General features: G+C 39.4%; 13 protein-coding genes and 2 pseudogenes. 4 read left to right on the top strand and 11 right to left on the bottom strand.

The genetic code is table 11. The features are described from left to right. Positions 1-273 precede the first annotated feature (273 nt). The 6 genes and pseudogenes from GCWU000325_RS06240 to GCWU000325_RS06215 all read right to left on the bottom strand — a co-directional run bounded on the left by GCWU000325_RS06240 (position 274) and on the right by GCWU000325_RS06215 (position 7227). Positions 274-2211, bottom strand: coding sequence for a hypothetical protein (locus GCWU000325_RS06240; RefSeq protein WP_006255451.1), 1938 nt, complete (start codon positions 2209-2211; stop codon positions 274-276). Positions 2212-2217: 6 nt separating this feature from the next. Next, positions 2218-3198, bottom strand: a complete 981-nt coding sequence (locus GCWU000325_RS06235; protein WP_006255450.1) for a DUF4238 domain-containing protein — start codon at positions 3196-3198, stop codon at positions 2218-2220. Positions 3199-3406: 208 nt separating this feature from the next. Continuing rightward, complete coding sequence (locus tag GCWU000325_RS06230) at positions 3407-4087, bottom strand: HNH endonuclease signature motif containing protein (protein ID WP_006255449.1); 681 nt, start codon at positions 4085-4087, stop codon at positions 3407-3409. 869 nt (positions 4088-4956) lie between these two features. Then, complete coding sequence (locus GCWU000325_RS06220) at positions 4957-6474, bottom strand: RNA-directed DNA polymerase (RefSeq protein WP_006255446.1); 1518 nt, start codon at positions 6472-6474, stop codon at positions 4957-4959. Between the two features lie 81 nt (positions 6475-6555). Next, positions 6556-6767, bottom strand: a pseudogene (locus tag GCWU000325_RS12405) (glycoside hydrolase family protein); the annotation flags it as partial. Between the two features lie 31 nt (positions 6768-6798). Continuing rightward, positions 6799-7227 (bottom strand): DUF3408 domain-containing protein, encoded by a 429-nt coding sequence (locus GCWU000325_RS06215; RefSeq protein ID WP_006255445.1) that lies wholly within the window; start codon positions 7225-7227, stop codon positions 6799-6801. A gap of 733 nt (positions 7228-7960) precedes the next feature. On the opposite strand from GCWU000325_RS06215, the gene mobA reads away from it, so the two are divergent. Continuing rightward, the gene (gene mobA / locus GCWU000325_RS06210) at positions 7961-8347 is read left to right on the top strand and encodes a conjugal transfer protein MobA (RefSeq protein WP_407636332.1); all 387 of its coding nucleotides are present in this window, start codon (positions 7961-7963) and stop codon (positions 8345-8347) included. A 153-nt stretch (positions 8348-8500) separates the two neighbouring features. Here the strand turns inward: mobA and GCWU000325_RS06205 are convergent, their stop codons facing one another. Beyond that, positions 8501-9436, bottom strand: a complete 936-nt coding sequence (locus GCWU000325_RS06205; RefSeq protein WP_006255439.1) for an IS982 family transposase — start codon at positions 9434-9436, stop codon at positions 8501-8503. Between the two features lie 129 nt (positions 9437-9565). Here GCWU000325_RS06205 and GCWU000325_RS06200 point away from each other — a divergent pair. From GCWU000325_RS06200 to GCWU000325_RS06190, 3 genes and pseudogenes are all read left to right on the top strand, one after another. Continuing rightward, a pseudogene (locus tag GCWU000325_RS06200) lies at positions 9566-9835 on the top strand (IS4 family transposase); the annotation flags it as partial. Positions 9836-10313: 478 nt separating this feature from the next. After that, on the top strand, positions 10314-10925 hold the full coding sequence (locus tag GCWU000325_RS06195) for a master DNA invertase Mpi family serine-type recombinase (RefSeq protein ID WP_006255437.1): 612 nt from the start codon (positions 10314-10316) through the stop codon (positions 10923-10925). Continuing rightward, positions 10925-11818, top strand: coding sequence for a TaqI-like C-terminal specificity domain-containing protein (locus tag GCWU000325_RS06190; RefSeq protein WP_006255436.1), 894 nt, complete (start codon positions 10925-10927; stop codon positions 11816-11818). Before GCWU000325_RS06195 ends, GCWU000325_RS06190 begins: the two co-directional genes overlap by 1 nt. Here the strand turns inward: GCWU000325_RS06190 and GCWU000325_RS06185 are convergent. The 4 genes from GCWU000325_RS06185 to GCWU000325_RS06170 form a co-directional block, all read right to left on the bottom strand. Next, complete coding sequence (locus tag GCWU000325_RS06185) at positions 11793-15155, bottom strand: Eco57I restriction-modification methylase domain-containing protein (protein ID WP_006255435.1); 3363 nt, start codon at positions 15153-15155, stop codon at positions 11793-11795. The genes GCWU000325_RS06190 and GCWU000325_RS06185 overlap by 26 nt on opposite strands. A gap of 15 nt (positions 15156-15170) precedes the next feature. Then, positions 15171-18488 carry a helicase-related protein gene (locus tag GCWU000325_RS06180; protein WP_006255434.1) on the bottom strand — a complete coding sequence of 1106 codons (3318 nt, stop codon included), beginning with the start codon at positions 18486-18488 and terminating at the stop codon, positions 15171-15173. A 737-nt stretch (positions 18489-19225) separates the two neighbouring features. Further along, positions 19226-23518: a choice-of-anchor J domain-containing protein gene (locus GCWU000325_RS06175; protein WP_006255433.1), complete on the bottom strand. Its 4293-nt coding sequence runs from the start codon at positions 23516-23518 to the stop codon at positions 19226-19228. A gap of 1161 nt (positions 23519-24679) precedes the next feature. Further along, positions 24680-24951: IS3 family transposase (locus tag GCWU000325_RS06170; protein WP_006255432.1), on the bottom strand; the 272-nt coding region annotated here is incomplete at its 5' end.

Raw genomic sequence — 24951 nt, 5'->3', positions numbered from 1 at the left:
CGATAAAGAAACCAGCGAACTTCTATACTCCACCTTACTTATTTTGCCATTTCAAAGAACCACTTTATTTGATGCGAAGATAAGGGAATATCGTGAGAAAAAAGAATTTCCTCTGAGTTATTTTCACAGAGTCGTCTTTTGTATGACTTTTTGTTTTTAACGCAGTCTGTTCTCATGGTAAAGTACAGCCTCAGAAGATGTATTTTCTGTTTTAGCAAGCCTCTTCTTGAATCCCATTTACTTATAATATGTGTTATGCAAAAGCTTCACTTATTACTCTCCAAAGCCAAAGTCCATAGGAATATAGAAATCTTTAGCATATTCCTCATCAATATCACCAGAGCCACCAATAACCTTCATTGGCTTGTTGGAAATTACCTTGTCAGCAAGATTTTCATTCAGAAACTGCCCCAACAAATCAAGTTCGTCATGAAATGCACTATGATTCGTATTAATTATTTTTCGCATATCAAGATAGGACAAAAACTCATCTTCTGATTCAACAAAATCAGCAACGACCATCAAGTCAAACAATGACACAGCCCATGTATCACGGAAATGCTCCTCCATCAAACCAGCAGTCACAAGCTTGTCCATCTGCCCCAACAATGAAGAAAAATGTTGGAAGGTTACAGCCATCTTATATATTGGCTTCTTCTTATCAATAGTAACTGTTCCTTCTTGTGTGCCAAATTCAGGTTTTGTAGAATTATAAATAAAATCAGCAGCTCTACAGCATTGTTTACATGCCTCAGCAACAGATGCCTTGAACTTATCCTTGGCTCCATCTAGCCTAACTCTGTCTTTATAAGAAAGTTCATGTGCTTTAACTTCTATAATATAGATAGCTTTATTTGAGATACCAAGGATATCAAGTTCTGGTTTCTTTTTTTGACCATCTTCTTCTATTATATTGTAGTGTACGGAAGAATAGAATGTGACGTTGGACAAAAATGATTCCATGACGGACTTTACTTTACTCTCAATATAAACGTCTCGGCTAATTGGATTCGTGTTCTGCTGGAAATTCTTCTGGTAATAGGCTTCATTGCGCATCATAAGCTTTTCTGCAATCAAGAACAGATTTCTATGAGGAATCATAGGAGTAAAGCAATAATATTTATCACCATCTTTAACGAACGGCTTCTCAAAAATACTATGACCATTCATAATACTGCCTTTGAATTCGCTTTCTACAAGAAAAGCAGAATTATCACCAAATTTCATAGAAAGAGAATCTAGGATTCTTGTCTCCACCTCGCTTTGAGGATAGACCCAAAATATCATATCAGATCCTCTATAATCATCTGGTTGATACATAAGGAATTGCATGCCATCTTCCGTATGCGGTACATCTGGGTTTGCTTCAAAGAACGCACCAAATATACCTTTTGAGAAATCTTTATTCTCTAATCTAACTTCATTGCCAATAGGGCCAAAAGTCTTTTCTTCCCATTTCACCCACCGATCATGCATCTTTGTTGCACCATAGATAGTATCTTGGCTACATATCTTGCATATAACCCTATTTTCCAGATCCATAAAGAAATCAAATAGTTGGTCCACACTATAGCCGAATTGCTGTTGGTAAAAGGTCGTATGTGGGAAGAACATTTCTTTAAATACTTCATACACATGAACTTGATAACCATCGCCACGAACAGCGATGGTATCCATATGAATCATCCAATCAATAAATTGGGTAGGCTCGTCACCTAATGGCATATCAAGATGCATATAAGCTACAAACAAAGTCTTCAGTTTATCTCTCAAATCCTTTATGACATCATCTGTGGGGGAGTCTTTCCCATCATTGGGTAATGCAAGTCCAAAATTCATAGCATATTCTGCTATCACTTCTGCATTTTCATCCAGACGCATATCTGTGCCATTCATCTGAGCTATAAAGTGCTTTTCAATGTTTGGTAGGTGGTCTAACAAATATAATCCAATGCTTCCAAGTAGCTGAACTGAATCGTATTTTCTAAAATAACCCTCAACTATCTCAATATGCTCCCTTAGAGCAGTTTTAATAGCATCTTTATCTTTAAAGACTTTAAGCAGATACTTGCCCATAGCACGCATTTGCAATTCAAATGGATTTGAAGTATTAGCACATTGCCTAACTACTGTCTTTTTCTTCTTAGCCTTAGGGGGCTGTCTTTTCTTCTTTGTGTGTTTTCTTTTTCTAACCATATGAGTATTTGCCATAAAGTATCAATACTTCCCTAGGCCACTTACAATTTTAGACTTGAAATTAGAGTTGACGAAAATATGATGACCTTCTAATTTATATATCATATCAATAAGTTTAAAGTCCTTCTTAGCACTAAAAACATGTCGTTTAGCATAGAAGTATCTTAACATGTTTTGGCGCCTGATTTCTTTATCAGTTGCAATTGAGAATGTGCAGTCATACTCCTCCTTTTCTTTAAAATACACTCTGTCAAAAACTACTATCATTAGAGTCGGTGATAATGGGAATGTCAACTCTCCTCCATATTGAGCAAGTCCCATATACATAGGACGTGCATTTTTCACATGAGGCTCAACTATAATAGGAAAATCACTTGTATAGAAATCATCATTTTCACTTACGAGGAACATCCATATATTATTTGCTATCGCATTAGCAAAATCCATAAGAGTCTCATCATCTAAATAGGTTAACTGTGCATGGAGAACTGGTGCTTCACATTCTATGTCTATTTCCAGATTATTAATAGATTCATCTCCTTTTTCTTTGGCTAGAAAATATTTCACCATGTCAATTCCTGCTCTCTCCATCCTGAGATAGTCGTCAACTGTTGAATCTTTAAATAGAGGATGTCGAAAAAATTGAGTAACAAGATGCAATGCTAGTTCTCTTTTCTCTTCAAACTGTAAACGGTATTGTTCCTTGCCCGAAATCCATTCGTCCTTTATGACATCTATGGATTGTAAAAGCTGAGAGAGGTTTGGCTCAATTAAATTGGCAAAATGGTCATGCTCTATCGACAATCTATTGAGATTATTCCCGGATTTCTTATTATTCTTTTCGACATATGAATCTGAAATAGAGTACATATCATCTTCACAACAGACAGACATCATACTGCCTGGATATACCTTTGATTGCAGCTTATCATATGTAAAAATACTCTTGTCGTTATCAGAAAATCTCTTCAGATAGCATCTTGGGATATAGTGTTGTTTCATTATGAATTTACAATAGACCTAAAATTACACAAAAGAATGTGAGTAATGATTTTCGATAGATAATAATTAAGCAGCCTGTCTTTGCAATGGACACAATGCTTTAACGCTTGACATTAACCTCTACCATATGGTATAAAATACAAAGTTACAAGTTTACACATTACCACACATGCACAAAAATCATATCAAATGCAACTCATTTACTAACCTATTCATCTGCATATTCTGAGAATGTTGAGTAGTTTTTATGTCCTTTCCCTTTCATTTTAGCAAGTTTTGTTTTGTCTATTCTAGTTTGAATATATACTGTTAATTCCTCAAATTTCTCAATTGGCAAATTATAGAGAGTCCTTGTAGGGCCTATTTTGTATCGTTTTTTTAGATGAGAGGAAAATGCTGCATAGTTCATATTTTCTTTTCCCACCTCATACTCTTTATATTCATTATATCGTTTAATTAGATGTCCGATATAGTTTGCTTTTATCGTATCAAAACCTATACAGCCTTCTGGATATTTTTGTTTTACCGTTTTCTTCGTCTGATTTATTGAGATATTATTATTGTCTCCGACAATGGCATTTTCTACATTGTTATTAAAGTTCGCAATTTTTCCAGAATCGCTTTTGTTTGATATCGGAGCGGTTAAAAGCGAAAGTTTCTTTTTGTACACATCAATACTTGTAATATCGCCTTTGGTAATCTTTGAATGACAAGTAGGACAAAGCAAAAGTAAATTCCCCATTTCGTTGTGTGTAGGATTCTCATCTATATGGTGAATCTCAAAATGCCCAACATCATCATTTTGACAAAAAGGACAAACTGATCCTATTTCTTTCTGAAGTATGGCTCTTACTTTTGCCAACTGTGGTATAGCTATTCGTGATTTCATTATACTTTAATTGAATATATATTGGAAATAGGGAATCTATCTCATAATAAATCTGCATAATGGGCTATAAACAGCCTTATGAGTTATGAAATATAGCAGAAATGATTTGGCGACCGTTCTTCAGCAGTGATATACCACTCCTTGCATAACTCAAATAACTTATTGCAAAGATAAAGGGATATAGTGAGAAAAAAGAATTTTCTCCAAATTAATTTCGATAGAGCCGTCCGTTTGGGCGGCTCTTTTGTTTTCAATGTATTCTGTTCCTATGCTAAATGCAGTCTCTGGAGACTGTGTTTCTGTTTTCGCCCTGCTTCTCTGTCTGCACCTCCCTCCACTTATGCCCGTGTATCATGTCGGGATCTGTTGTTCGTTGTCAGCGGCAAAGGCTGTTCCGGGCTTTTACGGATAAAAAAGGTCAAGGCGGCAAGCCGTTTAGACGACAATCTCCACACTTCCATTTCATTGCAGGTAGTATTCTCGCCATAAAACCTTGTTTGTCCCAATCCCTACCTTTTTACGCCACTGAAACGAAAACGACCGACCCGACGGAAAGACGCATAAAAAAAATGTCGGATATGCGAGAAGCAGGGAAAAAGAAAAAGTTGAAACTCAACTCCCTCACCTATGGAATCCGCATAAAATCAAAAATAACCGTTCAAGAAGAACAGATGGAGTAAAGCGGTCGGTAGATTTGCCGACCACTCTTTTCTTTCGTGAGCTTCTTTCTTTCGTGAGCTTCGGGAGAAAGAAGAAAGGAGCAAAGCCCCCCCAATGAAAAACACCTCGTTACTTTTGACAGTGAGTTGAGACGGCTCAAAAGTAACAAAAAGCCAATACAGACTATTCTTTATGGAATGATAGCTTCATCATAGAGAATGTATAAAAATATCAACTTCATTATCCTCTATTATTTCATCCATTTTATTAAATATAGTTTTGTCAAAAATGGACGTTGGAAGTATTAGTTTCTTGAATTTATTATTCCCATTAAACCAACTGCTATCCCAAATCTCAACACTTTCTCCCCTTACGATACTACACAACGTTTCCTTGAAGTCAAATTTTTCAACACTGCTTTTCAGCATTCTTTGTAACCAAATTTGAGCAAATTCTGAATTAGGTGTTTCCATTAAACGCTTATATATTTTGTTTGAAATGGACAACTTCATTTTCTCTTCTGTGTTCTTTAGTATTTTACTAATGATAGAACAGCATACAGGTATTGCTTTAGGATTATGAAGCATAATGTCAACTGTTATGCTGATAATTTGGGTGGATTTTTCTTTGTCTGATATTTTTTTATTTAATTCAGTTAATCCTCGAACGATACTTCCAGAATTGGGGTATATAATACTATGCTGATGAATCAATAAAAATTGCTTTTGTAGAGTTAGGTCGCCTTGATTAAGTTGAAACCATGATAATTTATCAGGCTTTACAGAACTTGATATGATATTCTTGTTCTCTCTTGTTTTTGAGGAGTTTAGTTTTAATCCGAAAGGAACGATGAGCTCCGACAATAGCCTTAGAATCATCTCTCCGTCATTGGGGGTATTTACGAAAATCTTATAGTCATCTCTATATCTAAATATATTGTAGTCTTCTATTTTATTTTCAGTTATTTTATCTGCAAGTAATTTATCTATATATCCTAAAATTATTTCTGCAATAAAATCCATCAAAACAGACCCCTGAGGAATTCCATTAGTTTGACCATACTGCATATTTCTTATATGAGTATCTATTTTATTTCCTAACAGATTTCTATCTCTTTGTTCTTTTGCAATTTTTCTTGTTTCAATAGCCCATGCTATGGAATGAGTGTATATAGAGCCATAACAATCGGCAATATCTGTATCATATGAAAACTTATAATCCAATGATTGGTTTATAGATTCTTGTTCTATGTTTTCCCACCATTGAAGTATCTGTTCCGCCTTATCTGATTGTCTGCTCTTAGCTTCTACTGGAATACTAAAGCATTTTATCTTTTTGTTGTTCTGAAAATCATGAAATCTACCCAATAATTTCTTCCAATTAGATTCTTTTGTGATTTCTTTAACCAATAGAACATAAAGAAATGGGTGTATAATTTGCAAAGGTCGCCAAGATAATTTTCCATCTTTATTTGCAAATAGAGTGTGATTAACTTTTTCGCAATTTTTCAACTTACTTGTATCATAAACGTCTGAAACGCGTTTTTTTTCGTCCAACACCTTGCTTATTTCATTTAATAGATTTGAGAAAGAGAAATATTCAGGAAGATCTATATTGCAATAACTTTTGTCTTTTAGAAAGAAGTCCTTAGCTTCTTCATGCGACATTTCAAGTATTGATTTTCGACTCATACGTTCAAAATATATTTTAGTTGCAAAGTTACTCATTCATAGTGAGAAAGGCGAAGCAAATAGCAAGAAAACGCCTCTTGCGAAGCATAAAAATGTCGCAAAAGGCGTGTTTGATAATTAGGGTACATAAAACAGATCAAACTCCACTTTTCGTCTTTGACAAGCCCTCGCAGAACTTTGCCTTTGTATCGGCAGAAAGAGACAAATTCGCGGTAAAAACTCCTGTCACCCGACTCTATCTTTCGTATTAGTCGGCTTTTGGGATGATTGCCGTATCCCAGCGACCTGCCTACTCTGACATTATATGACAGCACGGAAAGCAGCAGGGCAGTTCCATTTAAAACATCTGAAGATAGGGATTTACAACAGCTTCCTAAACTTCATCTCCGCTAATCTGTTGATTTCATCCTTGTAGGTTTCAAGATGATGAAGGATGATGTTCTCCACATAGATACCGATGGTCATATCTCTATTCCTCATAGACATGACTATCTCCGCCAATGTGTCCTGCAATTCTTTGGCAATATAGATGGTCTTCCGATTTTTCAAGGTGTTGCGACAAATAAAAAGCGACTCATAATCACCTTTGTCAGCCTTTCGCCTTTCTCTTCTTGGGGCTTTTGAAAAATCCTTTGACATTGGTTCGTCATTTGGACGTTCTGGTTCGACACACAGCTCTTCTGATTGAGAGCGTTTCATCTCACTCTCTTTTCTTTTCATGGGAATACCCTGTGAAATAAGTTCTCGGATGGCTACGGGATCTACCTTGCCGTTTTGGTTCTCTGTCATACTTACTTATTTTTTATTGTCGTTATACAATTCAATGTTCATTTCGTTGTCGGTATATTTACCGATGAAGATGAATACGTCCGCTATCGAAGATATGCCCGATAATCAGATTCAGTGGAGATGTTCATCGGTGTCCATCAATACAATCGTTCGATTGTATCAGCTTTCGCACATTCCCACATTCGAGTGAAAGAATCAAGGATATGCTCTTTGATATACACCCTCGCTCATATCGCTCATCGAAACGTGATATTATCGAAGACACATACCATTACCGATATATTTGACAGTGCAAATATATGGCTCGGTAATGCTATAATCAGCGTGATTTTCTTTAGTGCGTACTTGTGGCTTCGATTTGGTTAATTGTGGCTTCGTCTCTCTTAATGGCTTTGGGGACAAGAGGTCGTAACTTTGCAGCAAGCGATAAGCCGGTATTTCATTGCTTTGAAAACATACATTTCGAGAAGATAAAGCACCGCCTTTCAAGGCGGATTTATTTGCGTCGGAGCAAATAGCAAGATATGTCTTGCGTTACCCGAAATTATTTCGGTAACTCAAAACCCTTACTCTTGGCAGAGGGCGGAACACCTCCGAAGTCGGTGTTCTTGGATGGAAGTTTTCGTTGTTTTGATTGGCTATTTTATCGTGAACGCTCTCTGATGGATTTCAATTGTGTTTAGCACGTTCGATTTCCAAAAGAGAGAATTACAAACCATTAAAATCCAAAGTAATGACAAAGAGAAATGTGGGACGACCACCTAAGAATGAACGAGCCAGCCATTGTTGTATGGTTCGATTTACGGACACAGAATTTGCTCGTTTTCTAACGATGTTCGAGCAGTCGGGGCTTCAAAATAAAGCCGCTTTCATCAAGGCAAGGGTCTTTAATGAGACCTTTCGGGTGATAAAAGTGGATCGCTCGTTGCTCGATTACTATCAAAAACTGACGACTTTGTACGGACAATTTCGCGGTGTCGGGGTGAATTATAATCAAACTGTGGTCGCTTTGAAAAGCAATTTTACTGAGAAAAAAGCCTTTGCAATGCTCACTAAGTTGGAGAAACTGACACTTGAATTGGCTATTATCGGAGGGGAAATAGTACAACTCACTCGTTAGTTTCAAGAGAAATGGCAATATCGACAATAGCTGCTTATATCATATTAACCCCAATTCGGTTTAAGGTCCCCTCCTTTTTACTCAGATTATAGTCCACAACGATTCTTTCGACCTTGTTTTAGGCCGAAGATTTATTGTTTCACGCAAGTAAATTTAGAAAAGTGTGAGCTGTTTCACTTCTGTTTCTCCCTCCATCTCAAACTCCATATTGATAGAGGGTTTTGTATCGTAGAAAGCATAAGCCGCCATTCCTGCCAAAAGGTTGACAATAAAGTTTGAGATACTTCTGTGGCGGGTATGAACAATCTGTGCCACGTTCTTGAGCATATCGTTAATGGTTTCGATAATGCTTCTTTTGCGGAGCATGATTTTGTCGTGCACATCCATTAAGCGGTTCTTCATATTAGTGCGTATTCCCGTGACGATGTGAACTCCCCTATCGAAGAGTGAAGCAAAAAGAGATTGTGAAATGTATCCCTTGTCCGCATAGAGCTTTCCGAATAAATCCTTAGTCAAGTTATTAAATACCTCCGGGTTACGATCGTCCACATTGGCTTTGGTAAGTGCAAAGTTGAGTAATTCCCCTCGTTCATTACACAGCAGATGCAGCTTAAAACCATAGTACCATCCCATCGTGCTTTTCCCTTTATGAGCATAGCCCTTGAAGACACGATTAGAATACTCACGCTTGTTTTCACACACGGGAATACGCGTTGAATCGATAAAAGTAATCCCTGTACATTCTCCCATCAGAGCTAATTTAAGGAAGAGCAAAAGGGGGATCGTCACTCGTGGCATACGTTCCACAAAGCGGGTATACGAAAGAAGGTTAGGGAACTCTTCTTTAAGTTCTCGACAGACGTAGAAGAGATAGAAATGTTTGAAATTGCGAAATGTATTGCTGTGGAACAACACAAGAATGGTAATCATTTCTGCATCGCTCATTCTTCCCTTTCTATTGCGAGTTTTAGGGGTGTTTGGAGAGGGGGTTGAAAGCGAAAGTGCTTTTTTGTTCAATTCTAACTCATATTCTTTGCAGAAATCATCTGCAATACAATAAATTCCCGTAACTTTGCTGACAAGTTTCATAGAGGATTGTTTTTTGTTATCTGTTTGGTTATCAACAACAAATATACGAAAAATAATCCTCTTTTTGGGCTTTTATTGAAACTATTTTAAGACAAAAATAAGCCTTGCTTATCCCGAATTGGGGTAAATACCGTCATGGCCTTGGAAAAGCGGTTCACAGAATATCAAACCCTGGGCGAACTCTTTTCGGATATGGAGGGCGATCTCATGGCACTCACGTTATGGAAGCGAGTGCTTGCCTGTATCGAACGCGTTCTTCGTGTTTTAGGAGAAACACTTGGGGTGACGCCCCAACACCTTATGGCTACGATCTGCGGCAACGACAAAGAGATGAGCAAAATCCTTGTAATGGCTGAAGCGTTGGAAAAATGGGATGAAGTATGTGGGCAGTCTGCATAACTTCTATTAGCCATGTGTTAAAACTCAATGGATATGGGAGAAGACAGGCAAAAGTGAATGGGAAAAGACTGCGTTTTAAGGGGTGGGAAACTTTAGTAAAGTCAACTTTAATCAGTTATAGTGTTTAACTGAGTCAACTTTTAAAGCATAAGGCTCAAACGTAGTCAACCTAAATCAGGAAACTATAGTTTTGGTAGATGTTTACTCTAATTATTCTCTTTTGTCATTTTAGCTATAAAGATAAGATTAATAGGCATTTACGCACAATCCTTTGACTGTGCAAAAATAGTCCGTACCTTTTACACAAAAGATGCGTACTTTTTGATCAATTAGTCTGTATCTTTTTCATAAAAGGTACGGACCTTTTCCTTGAAAAGTACGTACTATTTTTTGCATACGTAAGTCTTGGAATTGTTGCATTACATTTCTACATTACGACCTTCGTTTGTTTTTCATGTAGACAATAACATTTGCAGTTATGATTTATGGGTATATTAGAGTAAGTAGCGATAAGCAAACAGTAGAAAATCAAAGATTCGAGATCAACAACTTTTGTGAACATCAAAAACTTTCAATTGACGATTGGATTGAAGAAACCATCAGTGGCATGAAGAATTATACTAAACGACAGCTGGGCAACCTGTTGAAGAAAGTCAACAAGGGCGATATCATCATCTGTAGCGAGTTATCACGCCTTGGTAGAAACCTCTTTATGATTATGGAAATATTGAATATCTGTATGACTAAGGAATGTCGCGTTTGGACTATCAAAGACAACTATCGTCTTGGTGATGATATTCAAAGCAAAGTACTCGCCTTTGCCTTTGGGTTATCGGCGGAGATCGAGCGAAACCTCATCAGCCAACGCACAAAAGAGGCATTGGCAAGAAAGAAAGCAGAAGGTGTTATCCTTGGTCGCCCGAGAGGTCGCAAAAGTTCCCCTAACAAATACAAACTTTCAGGTAAGGAAGTTCTCATATCTGAACTATTAAAGAACGGCACTTCCCAACGCAAGATAGCCAAGGTTTGTAAGGTTGATAGGAATACGCTTGCACGGTTTATTAGGATTAAAGAATTGGCAGAGAAATAATGAGCGATTTTGTGCAGCAACAGAACTCTATCTGTGACTTCTCTCATTCAGATAGCTGGGTTATCCTATCCCCCATTGAACAGAGTATTAAACGTAAAATAGAGAAAGTAGGAACACCGCTTAAAGATTGGGACATCCAAATAAACTATGGCATCAAGACTGGATTTAACGAGGCGTTTATAATCTCTACCAAGAAACGAGAAGAAATCCTTGCCAACTGCCAGACGGAAGATGAACGCAAGAAAACGTCTGAACTTATTCGACCGATTTTGCGAGGCAGGGATATAAAGAGATATGGTTATGTGGACAATGGATTATTCTTAATCAACACCCACAATGGCATTAGAAACAAACTCCCACGCATTGACATCAACGATTATCCTGCTGTAAAAACGCATTTAGACCAATATTGGGACAGAATCTCCACTCGTGCGGATAAAGGTGACACTCCATATAATCTTCGTAACTGCGCTTATTTGGAGGATTTTTCTAAGCCAAAAATCATTTGGAAAAGAATCGGATCTATATTACGTTTTTCTTATGACAGCAAGGGCTGTCTTGGTTTAGACAGTACATGTTTTGCCACAGGTCAGCATATAGAATATTTATGTTGTGTGCTCAATTCTTTAATGGGGCATTATTTGTTGAAGGATTCTCCAAAAACAGGAACAGGGGATTTATTGGTGAGTGTTCAAGCCATTGAACCAGCCTGTATTCCTTATAATAGTCAATATGATGAACGGTTATCCTCTTTACTTACTGCCCAAATTACCAATAGCTCTAATGTGATAGAAAAGGAGATAAACGACATTGTTTTCACAATATACAGCCTATCTCCTATTGAACGAGAATATGTTACACAATTTGTCAAACTATCTCAACAAAGTCAATAGTTGCCCTTTCTTCTGATGAAAGATTATACAAATCAAATAGCATAGAGTCTATTCTCTGTGCTTTTTGTTTTGTATATTCTTTTTGTATATCTTCTACAGCATCTTGAAATTGTAGGTTTTGGGCATCAGAAACTTCATAAACGGGTATTTTGTCAAAGAATATTTTGCTCAACTCTCTCGTTCCGCCTTGTAATTCTGGGAATGAATCTCTAAAACAATACTTGAATAGCGACGAATTGAAAAACGCTGTAAGATATGCCACATACTTCCCAGTAATAATGAAGCATTTCTGATTTGTAAGACACATTTCATTATCAAATACAAATGGCATATATTTAGTCATGTTTGGATAGATGATTTTTGGCTTAGAAAAATCCTCCCAATAACTAATGCTATCTTGTGTCTCAAACCACTTATTGCTGGTTCTCTTTCGGGCTTTCACTTTCTCACCATTGACAATATGTGTTTTGCCAGTTTGCTCCAGTCTTTCAATACCGAAAGAAAGCAGATATTCCTTGATAGCTGGGTATTCATCAATATTGTAATGCCGTGATGGGAATGTTGCAATAAGCCAAAGTTCTGCCCACTCATAAGCATACCGTTTAATATCCCTGCCTCGAAGAATCGGTCGTATAAGTTCAGCCGTTCTTGTCCGCTCGTCATCAGTTTGGCAATTTGCCAATATCTCATCACGCTTTTCAGTATTGATAATAAAGGCCTCATTGCAACCTGTCAGCACACCGCGATAGATGTTTATATTCCAATCTCTCAATGGCGTACCAACGGCTTCTATTTTCTTTTTGATGCTTTGTTCAATAGGTGAAAGAACCACCCAACTGTCAGACGAGCCAAAGTCGCAAACGGAGTTCTGTTGCTGCACAAAATCGCTCAAATTCTTTACGCTATCTTTGTTCTGTTTGTTGGCAACAGCACAGACCGTTTTATGCTGATTACTTGATTTAGAGAACAGCAGGATATTGGTGTCAACCGTAGCACTCTCGAAAATCTTTACTCCTGCAAAGTCTATCAGAAGCATTGGGTTGGTCTTATTGGCAAAGAATCCTCTTGTTTTCTCACCATATCCTGCACGCATCCATTTGTTAGATGTGATATAGCACAAATGGCCATTCTTCTTTAGCAACTGCCACCCACACTCATAGAATAGGCAATAGATGTCGCCTGTACGGGCAAAGGTAGAATAGCCACATCCCTCATACAGCTGAGCCAATTCACCGCCATTATTTTGAAGTTGAATATAAGGTGGGTTGCCAATTACTATGTCAAATCCATCTGTTAAACCGAACATCCACTCAGGGTCAAAGAAAGGACTGACAGCATTTTGGTCATAGGGACTCCATGCAGCCAATTGTTTTGCATCTTCTGGGGCAAAGTTATCATCGTCTGAAAGTAGTTTTGCCAGTTTCTCACGCAATACCTGATCTTTCTCTCTTAAACGATGTTTAGCAGATGCCGATTTTGCGGAGAAATGCTTATGGCGTATCTCTGCCAACTCATTTTTAGTATGTTCAATCTCTGGGTTCTCAAAGAGATTTCCTTGTGCAGGTTTCTTTTTCTTTGCAACAAGAGAATTTGCTGATACAAATTTCGTTTCAAGGTTAGGAAGTGTCGGTATGCCAAAGTTAGGTTTTGACGCATCCTTCTCACAGTCACATATCAATGAAATAAAGAAGCGGAGTTTTGTTATCTGTGCTGCAATACTCTGTATGTCGCTACCATAAAGACAATTTTCAATAACTGAGAGTTTCAGGTTATAGATATATTCGTCGGGTGAGATGCGTTCCAGTATTTCAACCATTCTGTTTAGCAGTCCCATTGGGAATGCACCAGAGCCACAAGCGGGGTCAAGAATCTTTACAGTCTTTATTTTCTCTGCGAGTTTCTTGTATTCTTCGATTTTCGACTTTTCAAAAGAGAAATCATTACGGAACAATGAGCGGGTAAAATCGTTGTCGCCCAAATAGGCAATCAGACTTTCATCAACCATATAGTTGACTATTTCACGCGGAGTGTAGAAAGAGCCACTTTGATTACGTGCGGTTTCTTTGGTCTCTGGATTATAAGCCCCAAGAAGATTCTCAAAGACCTTGCCCAACAATTCTGGATCAAGTGCCACCTGTTGCTCTTCTGGAGAGTTCTCTTCTATGGTGAAGTTGTAGCGGTTGAGAATTGGAATCAATCCTTTCTCTGGCTCAAAGAATAGATTATTGGGTACAACGGCACGATGCTTGTAGCGCCCATCGGCAAAACGCAGGTCATTGCGACTGAAACCGTCAAAATTGTAACATTGTTCAACACCATCAATATGTCGAGTTTTGTCCAGACATTCAAATAAGCCACCATTCAAGAATGGAATTTCAGCAAACATTTTGATGACTTCCTGCTCGCTAATAGAAAACATTTCCGCATAGCGGTATAATGTCTTTATATCGCGTTTGCTTGATGTTGCAAATTTCCTGGTATTTCCGTCCTCATCTATTATAGCACGATTTAGCGTCCCAAAGAAAAGATTCTGCAAGATAGCATTATAGTAATTGCCAATTGATGTACTATATGGGTCGAAATCCTTTAATACTGTACTCAGAAAATCTATATCAAATATGCGATCAGGAACAAGGTTCTTTTGTTTGATAAACCAAACGAACATAATGCGAGTAATCATGCGGATGATCTTTGTCTCAATGTCATCCCGGTCATCGTCTTCTGTTGTAGTGTTGTTTGGGAAAGTGATATTTGAAGTTGGTTCTACAGCCCACTGATACCACTCAAACAAATCTTTATAGAACTGTTTTGTGAGCGTCTCGACAGAAAAAGCTGCTGTAATGTCGCTCAAAGCCAGCTTGCTGTCATGGAGGATTTTGAACTGTTCAATGGCTGTACGACAACCACGCCCTTCACCAAGCAGATAAGTATAACGCTTGGTGTTGGTCGATATTTTCTCATATTCGCCCTGCTTGTTAAAGCCCCAGGTCTCACTAACATAGGAGAAACGCAACGCACTTTCATCCTTGCGAAAGCAAAACATAAATGCCCCAGCATAACCCATATTATGCCAGTCTGTAGTAAGCATGTCACGTATGCCACGACGGTTGCGTTCTATGTTCACATTATCGGCTAATTCCACTTCGTAAACAGCGATAGACTCACCGTCTGACAAAGATATTTTACCAAGATTAAGCGCTTGTTTTGCCAAACGACTACTAACATGAACTTCTGAAGGACGATTCCAGAAATTCACCTTGTTGTGGAAAATATCGTGAAGGAGTTGTTGCCATGCCGCACGATTATATCTTGATTCTATGACTTCCTTATAATTCATAATTCAATTTTCTATTTATTGGAAACTCTCTGAAAGAATTATTTCGGCATCGGTTTCTTTCTCGTTGAGTAAGGCTTCTTCTGCCATATAATAGGGTGCATACTTTTTTGCCATCTCAATAATCTCTGCCAAAGCCTCGTCATGTGTCATTCGGGTTTTGCCACTTACACGACGCAAGTCTTTCTGCATCCGTTGCAAACGCTTTGCAATATAGGTGATAACGCCACGCTCTGCCAACGTTTTTAGTTGGGCTACCTTCAGATATAGATCGTTGTCATCAATCTCACGCATAAAGTTTGTGAGCAAACTTATTGCAGTACTCACCTGTGCGCCCATATTGCCTTGTGCTTCTCTTGCCGTCTCTTCCTGCTGTATTTCTGTGTCGCGGATAGCACGGAACTTCACCAACGCCTTTTCTACATGCTGATGATGTTCTTTAATTCGCTCCACTGGTTGTTCATCAGGTAAAGCCTTGAAATACCTTAAAGCATCAAGCACAGAAATTTCTTCGGCATTCTCAGACACGATGAAGAACATTTTCCTGAAATTAGTTTTGAGGAAAACCAGTGTATCGCATGAAAGTGTTACACCATCAACCATACGATACTTGCGTCCTGTACGGCTACGCAGAGATAACTTTGCTATACGATTATACTCCCTACGGTTTGTCTGATAGAGTGATCGTAATTCCTCATAGTAGGGAATCTCTTGATTGAAATCTTTCTTCTGTTCTTTCAATGCTTCATCAAAGAGTTTACTCATGCTACGGTCAAGAATTTCATTTTGAGAATAAATCTGATTATCTTCGCCAAATGTAGAATGGAACGTCTGAATCTTACTCACAGCTATCTGGTTGAGGTTAATTTCCTTATTTCCTTCACGAGAAGGATAGAACACATAGTTGTATATGTGTTTTGAAACAGAGCCGATACGGTTCACACGCCCGATACGCTGCATTAGTCGAGTAGAGTTCCAAGGTGTATCATAATTTACAATAACATTGGAACGATGAAGGTTGACACCTTCAGCTAAGACATCTGTTGTCAGGATGATATTATAATCATTGAGCTTTGTCTTATAATTAGCATCAAAGTTCTCTCTGATTGTCTTGAACTGCTGCCCCCGGTTGTCAGACGATATAACTAGAACGTCTGGGCGATTGATTCGGCGTTGCAGATAGTTCACAGTATCAGCAGATTCCGAGAATACAACGAGCTTTTGCTCAGGATTATTTTCTATTTTGAAAAGTTCATGTTTCAGCAGTTCCCTGAACTTAGCAAATTTAGAATCGTCGTCATCGGAAATATCTTGCCATTCGTTGCACATCTGTTCAAGAATAACTTGGTCTGTTTGTAGCATTTCAATGAAATTTGGGTGAAAATCATCTGCCTTGAACACTGCGTTCTTTGGATTGTTCTTAGCCTTTTCATTCAATCGTTCTTCAATTTCCTCTTCTGTCATTGTTGCCAACATCGTATTGATATCAAGGTCTGGCGCAATGAATACTTTGTTGTTAGCAAACATATCAAGCATATTTTGGTTAGCCTGACGGAAACTGTTAATAGAAACTTGAAATGCGTAAAAACTGCTTTCCAAACGCTTAACCAGCCCATTTTTTCGGATTCCCGCCAAGCTCCGACTGATTAGTTCAGCATTATCATATAAGCCATTCGATACATCTTGCTTCAAATAAGCAATAGCTTGATAACGTGCATAGGTTAGTTCCTTATCAAGTGTCTGCATAGCTCGATCAAAGAGATTTGCCAGATGCTCATTAAGCTCGTATCTACTCTCTATTGGTCGTTCTACCTTTGGAAATCCATTTACATCTTTGTTGTAGCGTGCTACATTTTCAATATCTGTACGGGTACGGCGAACCGTTAGAGGCTTGATTACTCGGTCTCGAACCTTTTCTGCTAATTTCTTAAAATCCCTAATATCCGCTTCTGGGTTGTTACGAAGTTTCCTAAACTCAACAATTAAAGGAGCAAAGAATGCAGTCAGATTGCCTACACCATCAATAGTACAATGACGTGGGTCTTGGAACAGCAGAATTTCATTATAGAGGTCAGCAGGCGTGTTGTTCATCGGTGTTGCTGAAATGAGCATCACTTTTTTCTTATAGCCTGAAATGTTGCCTGTTTCTATACGGGGCATCTTGCAAATCTCTTGTAGCTGTTCAAAGGCAGAGGTTGTATGGCTACGGAACTTGTGTGCTTCGTCCACTAATACAAGGTCGTATTCGTCAGCATTCCAATAGTTATAATTGTCTTCGTCAAGAACCTTGGAGAGACTACCATTGCTGATAAATTTAGCATACTTGTCAATTCCAAAGTCTTTGAAGGTCGTTTTCCAATTCAGCTCTACGGCAGGAGGATATACCACAAGTATCTTGGTGTGGTCACGTCCATTCTCGATTAGGAATTTCTTTGCTATCATAGTAGCAATAACTGTTTTTCCAAGACCAACTACATCGGCAAGGAAAAAACCATCATAGCGAACAAGTTTCTGATAGCCTTCTATAACCGCATCCACCTGATAGTCATATTTGGTGTAGCCTTCTGGCATATCAAGAGGTTCATCATTGTCTGTCTCCAATATGCGATCGGAGAAGTACTCCATAAGCATTTTGATGTAAAGGTCGTATGGTGAAACTTCACCTTTCAGATATGTACGGTCGATTGAGGTCTTCAGATCATCGGCTGTTATCTCGCAATCTTTGGCTTCCTCCCACAACTGTTCAAATTCATCCTTGGCAAATTGAACGTCCTCGTGTTGGGTCATCTTTACATTGAACTCATACTGTCGCTCCTCACTAATACCAAGACCATTGCCAGACAGATTACTGGAGCCTGTAATCGCCATGCCTTGTGTGTATTGGTTAAAATCATCGGGATAGAGTACATATATTTTTGCGTGTATCTTCTTCGATGGGTGGGCACGTAACTCCAACTTGCCATCAAGAAGATCTTTAATCATTTGGAATATGCCATCCTCTATCTCCTTTCTGTAATCAGAGCTTTCAATGTCTTTACGAATCTGACGGAGGCAGTCCTGTTTTACATCATCTTCCGCACCAAAGAAAAGTTTGCCTTGTCGAGTGGCTTCCGCAATATACTTATCCACATCTATGCCAATAAGCACCCTTACCTTGTTAATACTGTCAAGGAATGGACGAAGGGAAAAATAACCAGATGCTCGTAGAAAGCCCACGACAGCATCAAGATTCCTGATTTGCGGGTTATGCTGCAATACCCCCTCAAATTCTTTCATTAAGGTATTGCCATTCTGATTGGTAAATATGTGTGAGTTGGATTGTTTTACTATATTCATATCTTATTATGTTCATCTATAGATATCTTATGCTAACTTTTCAATATTTAGCAATTTGAGCGAGAGGGTCTGGTCTATAGTCATATTTTGGTATCTTAGAAGTATTTTGTACTATTTCTTTTAGAAAAAACGTCTTTAGAATTTGCCACATTAAAGATGGTGTCAAGATAGAATTGCTTATGATTATAAACGTGGGTAATTCAGAACCTCAAATTTAAAGCTTTGAAGATCCTTATTTCTAGAATGCCTTACTCCCTTCAAAAGTATATTTACAGAGATGAATGTATTCTTCCCTAGTTTCATAAAGTTGTGGTCGTACCTATATAAATGCAAAGATATGGGCTTGTGTTGAATAAAAAAGCTAAAACGAGTTTTAATATTGCAGAGAGCAGATTTTAGAATGATTTGTGTATAGACATTATATCATATTTGCGTTAAATGAATTGGTGTAGTTTGAGGAGTTGTATTAGCTAGATTGTTTCTTTGCTGAGATTCTGTTAGATGGTTTAAGGGCTTAATACTGTTCTGTCAAAACCAATAGATATGTAGTTATTCAGAAGCAAATTATCTAGGTAAGTTAATCGAAATAAAAGGGGTATTCTACAATAGATAGACAGAATGCCCCATAAAGGAGCATTCTGTCTATCTATTGGTAGGTATGCTAAATGGGATATGTGCCAATATATTGTGGCGGTTTGCCCACTTTTGTACACGCTGGCCCTCTGTTTACATCGGAATTACTTTACGATCACTTTATAGGATGATTGATCTATCCTTACGATATAAACGCCGGCCGTAACTTGTAGAGTGAGCTTCTCTTTGCCTGAAGTCGTATATAGTTTCGTGCCCGAAAGCGTATAAAGGCTTACTTGCTGCCCATTGAGACCCTTCACGATAATCTGTCCGTCCGCCGATCTGACGCTGACGGAGGTGTTTCCGTCGGCAATGTTTTCTACAGAAGAGGTGGCAGATTGCTGGTAGACATTGGAAAAGTCTGATTCGCCTTGTGCATATACTGCCGTGACGAAATAGTTGTACGTCTTGTCTTCTTCAATGTTGTTGTCAACAAAGGTAAGGTCATTAAGCAACGCCTCGTTGCGCTTCTCTCCATCACGATATATATTGTATCCTTGCAGGTCAAGCGTTACTTGTTGCGTCCCTGCCTTTACGTATCTAATATCGTCAATCATAAGTGCACTGTTGGCCTTTTTAGAGTGAATGGCAAAGTATTTCGCGCCCTTAGGCAGGTCGAACTTGTATTCCGTCCACTGCGTGGGGATCTCGCTCACTTGCTTCAACAACTTGAAACTCTCTGCCTGCTTATCTGTCTCGGAATAGAGAATTTCCATAGATTCGAGTCCACTCCTTTCGTAGTTGAGGCTCTTCGCACATACAGAAATGGTTTGGGCCTCGGTGGTAAGTTCCGGAGAGATAAGCCAGTCGTCGTTTCCTCCTCCTGAACTATAGACGGAAATTAGTATTTTCTTGCCTGACGCACTGCTCCAGCCCTCATCTTCCGTTCCTATAATCTGCGAAAGATCAATTAGCTGAAAAGCCATAGGTCCGGCGCAATTCTCATAGTCTATCCACCTTCCATCGGAAGTACGGAACTGCATCGTGTATTCTTTTGCATCAGCGTCTATCATACTCCATTCTCCAAGATCCGAGACCGTGAATGATGGATAGTCCTCAAACGATTCAAAGGTAGTTTCGTAATAAGGCTTTGTCAAGTCGGGAGCTTTCCACGAGAGTTTGACATTGGTGCCGTTTTTCATACCGGTCAATTCTGTAGGAGTTGGATAAGACAACGGTACAACCGTGAACTTGCCCGTCTTGCTGTTGTTGGATAAGTTTTGATCGCCTTGACAATTCACAACGGCTGTCACCGTCATTTCATAGAGATCCTTAGCCTGCGGTATGACGATCAGGTTTACCTTTTGTGTTCCCGCCGGTTCTATTCCTGCACCATTTGAAGAGGCTATCAGCTTGTTGTCCTTATCATATAACTCTACGGTAAAGGCATCGACTTTCTCTGTTCCCTGATTTGACACCGTAATCACAACTTCGCCTTGCTCGCCTACGCGAACGCGTTGTGGGACGTTTATTTCAGTAATGCTAAGGTTGCGCTTCAGATCATCAAACACCGATAAGTTGTCCATATCAATCTTGCTCCTCACCGGCAAGTTAAATGCTTGAAGGCCTATTTGTATAAACTCCTCGTTGCGATATTCTCCTAAATCTATCACATAATTCTGCCATTCGTCAGGGTTCTCATTGAGTTTGATTTCTCTCATCTGATGTTCCTTCCTATCGGCAGAATAAATGACTACCTTCAAAGACTCGTCGATAGCCGTATGGCGCAACCAGAACGAAAGTTTTGGATGAACCGTCTTGCCTATAGCTATCTTTGGTGACAAAAGTTCTGTCTTTCCATTATCCGGCATATAGGGTACAAGTGAGATGATGCCCTTGTCGCCATCTTGAGAATCCTCGGCACTGGTCATACGGGCAGACCAACTCACGCCTTCCTTATCTGCGTTGTTTCCCCAGCCTTTTGCACCTTTACCATTGACAAAAGATTCCTTAAACGGAACATCATAAGGAGCTCCTACAGTCAGGAATGGAGAAATAACACCTTGGCCCATCCCGGCTTCAGATAAAGCAACGACTTCATAGCCCACGAAGAATTGGTCTGCGCCCAAGTCGTTTATACTGTCAGTCACGTGAAGCGAAGATGCAGGCTTTCCCCCAACAAGGAGCGAACCATTGCGCTTTACGTGATAGGTGAGCTTCGAGACATCTATATATCCATCGTGCACACCTTTAGTGGGAGCATCCCACGATATTTCTACAATGGCATTTCCTACTTCTTTCAATCGTATGTTGGAAACTTTTCCCGGAACATCCTGGCCTACATACACCGTCGCGATAATATCATCGCCTGCTTCTTCTGTGTTATAGGCAACTACCCGATAAGTGTTTTCCTTGAGTGCCGGCTCATTATCCGTAAACTCTAAGGAGGTGCCGGGCTTGACGCTTGTGAAGGTCTTAATTTTCTTTTCGCCATTCTCCGTTAGGCGGAACAATTCCACGCGGTCTATAGCTGTGAGTTGACTGCCGCCAATCGTTTTTACCGGAGCCTTGAACGAGACGAAGACTTTCTGTGCTCCCTTTTCTCCGGCAACAAGCTTCAGGTCAGATACGGAAGCAGGCGCATCAATCGATGATATTCTTTCCACACAAATCTGATTGAGCGTGACGGGCGCTCCAAGCTCCCCTGTCGTATGGAAACCGAAATAGCGGTCTCCGTCATTATCCACCATAAACTTCTGCTCTACCAGTTTGTCCATAAAGTCTGTCTTGAACTCGGTCGTCGGCACCAGTTGTTGCTTCATACTTTCCGTGTCGGGCAAACTGCCGGCAAATACAGACAATTGATGTACATTTGCTGAAAGGCATCGAACATTGAACGAGAGTTTATAGTAGCCCCGCTTTTCTAATTTCACCGGTGGCGAGATGAGCCAGTCATCTCCTTTTTTAATACCGGAATATTCTACATAGTTACCATATATATTGTAGCCCCATGTGATCCCATCCTTATTGCCATCTTCTACGGTATATTTTTCAAAACTTTCTTGTGTCGCAAATGATTCTTTGTAAGGAGTTTCATAGCTTGGCCCCATAATCACCTTGTTGGATTGCGTTTCTTCTCCTTGCTTGCCGTTAGTTGTCGGTATAATGGTATACCAATATTTCACAAGTTCTGTTGGAGCGATGTTGTCAGTGAGCGTCGTTTTCTTAAAGTTTTCATGCAATGTTACTTGATCGGGATAACGCACAATTTTGTATGTAATTGTAGACGGGTCAACATAGCCTTTATGTTTACCTTCTGTTGAAGCGCTCCAGGAGAGCCTTACTCGTTCCGGAGTTTCCTTATGTAGTTTTACGCCTGTTACAGCAGCGGGGGCATCTTGTCCGGCCCACATCACCTTTACGGCTCGGTCGCTTTCTTCGCCGGCAGCATTGGTCGTGACAAGCACCAACTTTTTGTTTCCCTCGGTGAGCGTCATATCTATAACTACCTGTGAGCCTGCAACAGCCTTCCCTTCATACACTTTATCGTTTACCATCAGTTTATAGGCAAGCTTACCCACTATGGCAGCCCCGCCTTTGGTCTTTGATGGCATATTGAAAACGACTTTACCGGTAAGCGAACCACCGGCAAACTGCAGCATAATGTCTTCTACCATTGCAGGGGCCGTAACTTTGGCTACAATTGGGATAAAAAGACCTACGATTTCTTCTACATTTTCAAAGGCATATATTTGCTTCGCCTTACCCGTAGAGAGATCCACCTCTTGTAGACCTGAACCTTCTTGCGTCATAGACGTCCAAAAGCACTTGCCGGTATTAGGATCGACTGTTGCCGACTGTACAAAGAAGGGCATAATACCGGTTGCGCCTACTTTCTCCGTTTTAGCCGTCTGTTTGTCTAATTTATAGAGAATGCCGTCTTGCCCAATGATCATAAGCTGTCCTTCTCTGTCACAGAACAATGCCGAAGGAAGCACATCCATATTGGCGATAGTCTGCTGTTTGCCCTTTTCGTCTATCGTTCCCAGCATAACAGTTTGACCTTTCGTAAAACAACCGTAGACTTTCTTTGAGACAGGGTCGTAAGTAAGATCTACGGCAGGGTTCTCTACCGGATTGTCAACCAACAATTCCCAAGTGTCTGCATCATAAATATACAGTCTTCGATTTTGCGGATCGTCGGCATTGATGGAGAAGAACTTATGTTCAGCCAAGGTTCCTCCGCCCAATGCCTTAAGGCCGTTTTCCAGCTTTATCGGCGTAAAGCCCAGTTTTGCTGTTGTAAAGGAGAACAAGCCTGCACCGTGCTTATCCGAAGCCATACAGCCATAAAGGGTTGTGTACTCGCTCTGCGCATACGCATTGCCAATGTGAAGCAGACACATCAGAGACCATGCCATAAAGACTTTCACGCTTTGCCTTAAATGTCGTTTCATATTAGTTAAAGTTTTAATGAGGTGAGTTTTTTATTGCTTATCGTGTCATTCCAGAAACTCCAACTGTAAGAACACGACTACGGTTATTTATTTAACTTGTCGATTAGAATAACTTAAGTTAGACATAGGATTGAGAAAATGTGCAACCAAGCCGGAAGGGTTGGGGATTATTCCCGGCAATAATACTGCACGGATATATCTGTTTTGCACTGAAGAACCATGAGATATAAATTTCAGGATTAGTTTCATAAGTTCACCGCTGTCCAAAGAAAGGCACATCTATCAAAATACAGTCAGATACTGATCAGTCGGGCAAGAGATCGGTGCCAAAAAGAGCCTTCAAAACTTAACGTCTATGACATCGTTTAGACCTCTTGACTGTAACGCTATCAAGCTCTTCCTCCAACTGCGTACGCGAGAAAGTATTTAATAGTTCATGCTTTCGAGTGTATTGATTTCTGCTTCCAAATTTACACATAAAAATTGATTCTACTAAATATCTTCTTTAAAATCTTACTTTATTAAGAACTTTACGTAAATACTATTAAACCCAATTAGAGATAAGCAATGCCTGTTTTTACCTTAAAACAGTTTCAACAAAAACTAAAAGAGGATAGTCTTTCGTGTGTTTATGGTTGATAATCAATTAAGTTAAGAAAAGACAACCCTCATGAAACCGGCAAGTGAAATTACTGAATGTTATCGTTTGGCCGACCACAAGGAACTGCAAGCATAAAGCCCTACCTTTCTATTTTCCGTCTTTTTGTAAATTGCTGATCTGTAATGCATTTTCATTTTCTAGGCTATCAAATAGCGTCTCTGCACGTTGGGAATAAAATTCTCCGCCTTGGGAAAAAAATTCCAAGCTTTGGAATTAAAATCTCCAAAGCTTGGAATACGAAATGTCCTTGTAATGTCCTGGAATTAGTTGATAACTTTTTGTAATGTCCTAGAATTAGTTGACAACTTTGGTTTCTTAATTTCATTCTTCTTTGACAAGTTTATTTGCTAAGTTCAAATACACTTGTCGTAGTCTTTTCTTAACTACATAGTTAGTTGACAGTTGTCTTCTAATTGCAAAATTACTCTTTTATTTTCTTGTTGCGGTTGTTTCTGCCTCCTTCTTTTTATTGTTTGACTTAATAATGTGTGCCGAGGAAGTTATGCCGTCAACCTTCCGACTTCTTCCATTGGCGTTCTCATCTGCAGACTCTGATGCGGTCTGAACGTGTTGTACAGGTCGATGGCTTTCTTTGTGAGGCGCCTGACCTGCTGCAGACTTTTGTCTTCTGTACTGAAGAGCCATCCGTTCTTGAGCGTATTGTTCATCCTCTCGGCCAGGGCGTTGTGCAATGGGTCTCCGCTTTGCGTCATACTTATTTGTATTCCAAGAGATTTGAGTTTGTCGACGTACTCATTACAATGGGATGCTT

It is taken from the genome of Alloprevotella tannerae ATCC 51259 (assembly GCF_000159995.1).
Classification (GTDB): domain Bacteria; phylum Bacteroidota; class Bacteroidia; order Bacteroidales; family Bacteroidaceae; genus Alloprevotella; species Alloprevotella tannerae.
Note: the sequence above shows the minus strand (reverse complement) of the source record. Positions and strands in the feature narration are given on the sequence as shown.

Coding starts and splice junctions, on each gene's coding strand:
- GCWU000325_RS06230 (WP_006255449.1), bottom strand. CDS start 4,087: ATGAAATCACGAATAGCTATACCACAGTTGGCAAAAGTAAGAGCCATA.
- mobA (WP_407636332.1), top strand. CDS start 7,961: ATGACAAAGAGAAATGTGGGACGACCACCTAAGAATGAACGAGCCAGC.
- GCWU000325_RS06235 (WP_006255450.1), bottom strand. CDS start 3,198: ATGAAACAACACTATATCCCAAGATGCTATCTGAAGAGATTTTCTGAT.
- GCWU000325_RS06240 (WP_006255451.1), bottom strand. CDS start 2,211: ATGGCAAATACTCATATGGTTAGAAAAAGAAAACACACAAAGAAGAAA.
- GCWU000325_RS06190 (WP_006255436.1), top strand. CDS start 10,925: ATGAGCGATTTTGTGCAGCAACAGAACTCTATCTGTGACTTCTCTCAT.
- GCWU000325_RS06180 (WP_006255434.1), bottom strand. CDS start 18,488: ATGAATATAGTAAAACAATCCAACTCACACATATTTACCAATCAGAAT.
- GCWU000325_RS06205 (WP_006255439.1), bottom strand. CDS start 9,436: ATGAAACTTGTCAGCAAAGTTACGGGAATTTATTGTATTGCAGATGAT.
- GCWU000325_RS06220 (WP_006255446.1), bottom strand. CDS start 6,474: ATGAGTAACTTTGCAACTAAAATATATTTTGAACGTATGAGTCGAAAA.
- GCWU000325_RS06195 (WP_006255437.1), top strand. CDS start 10,314: ATGATTTATGGGTATATTAGAGTAAGTAGCGATAAGCAAACAGTAGAA.
- GCWU000325_RS06215 (WP_006255445.1), bottom strand. CDS start 7,227: ATGACAGAGAACCAAAACGGCAAGGTAGATCCCGTAGCCATCCGAGAA.
- GCWU000325_RS06185 (WP_006255435.1), bottom strand. CDS start 15,155: ATGAATTATAAGGAAGTCATAGAATCAAGATATAATCGTGCGGCATGG.
- GCWU000325_RS06175 (WP_006255433.1), bottom strand. CDS start 23,518: ATGAAACGACATTTAAGGCAAAGCGTGAAAGTCTTTATGGCATGGTCT.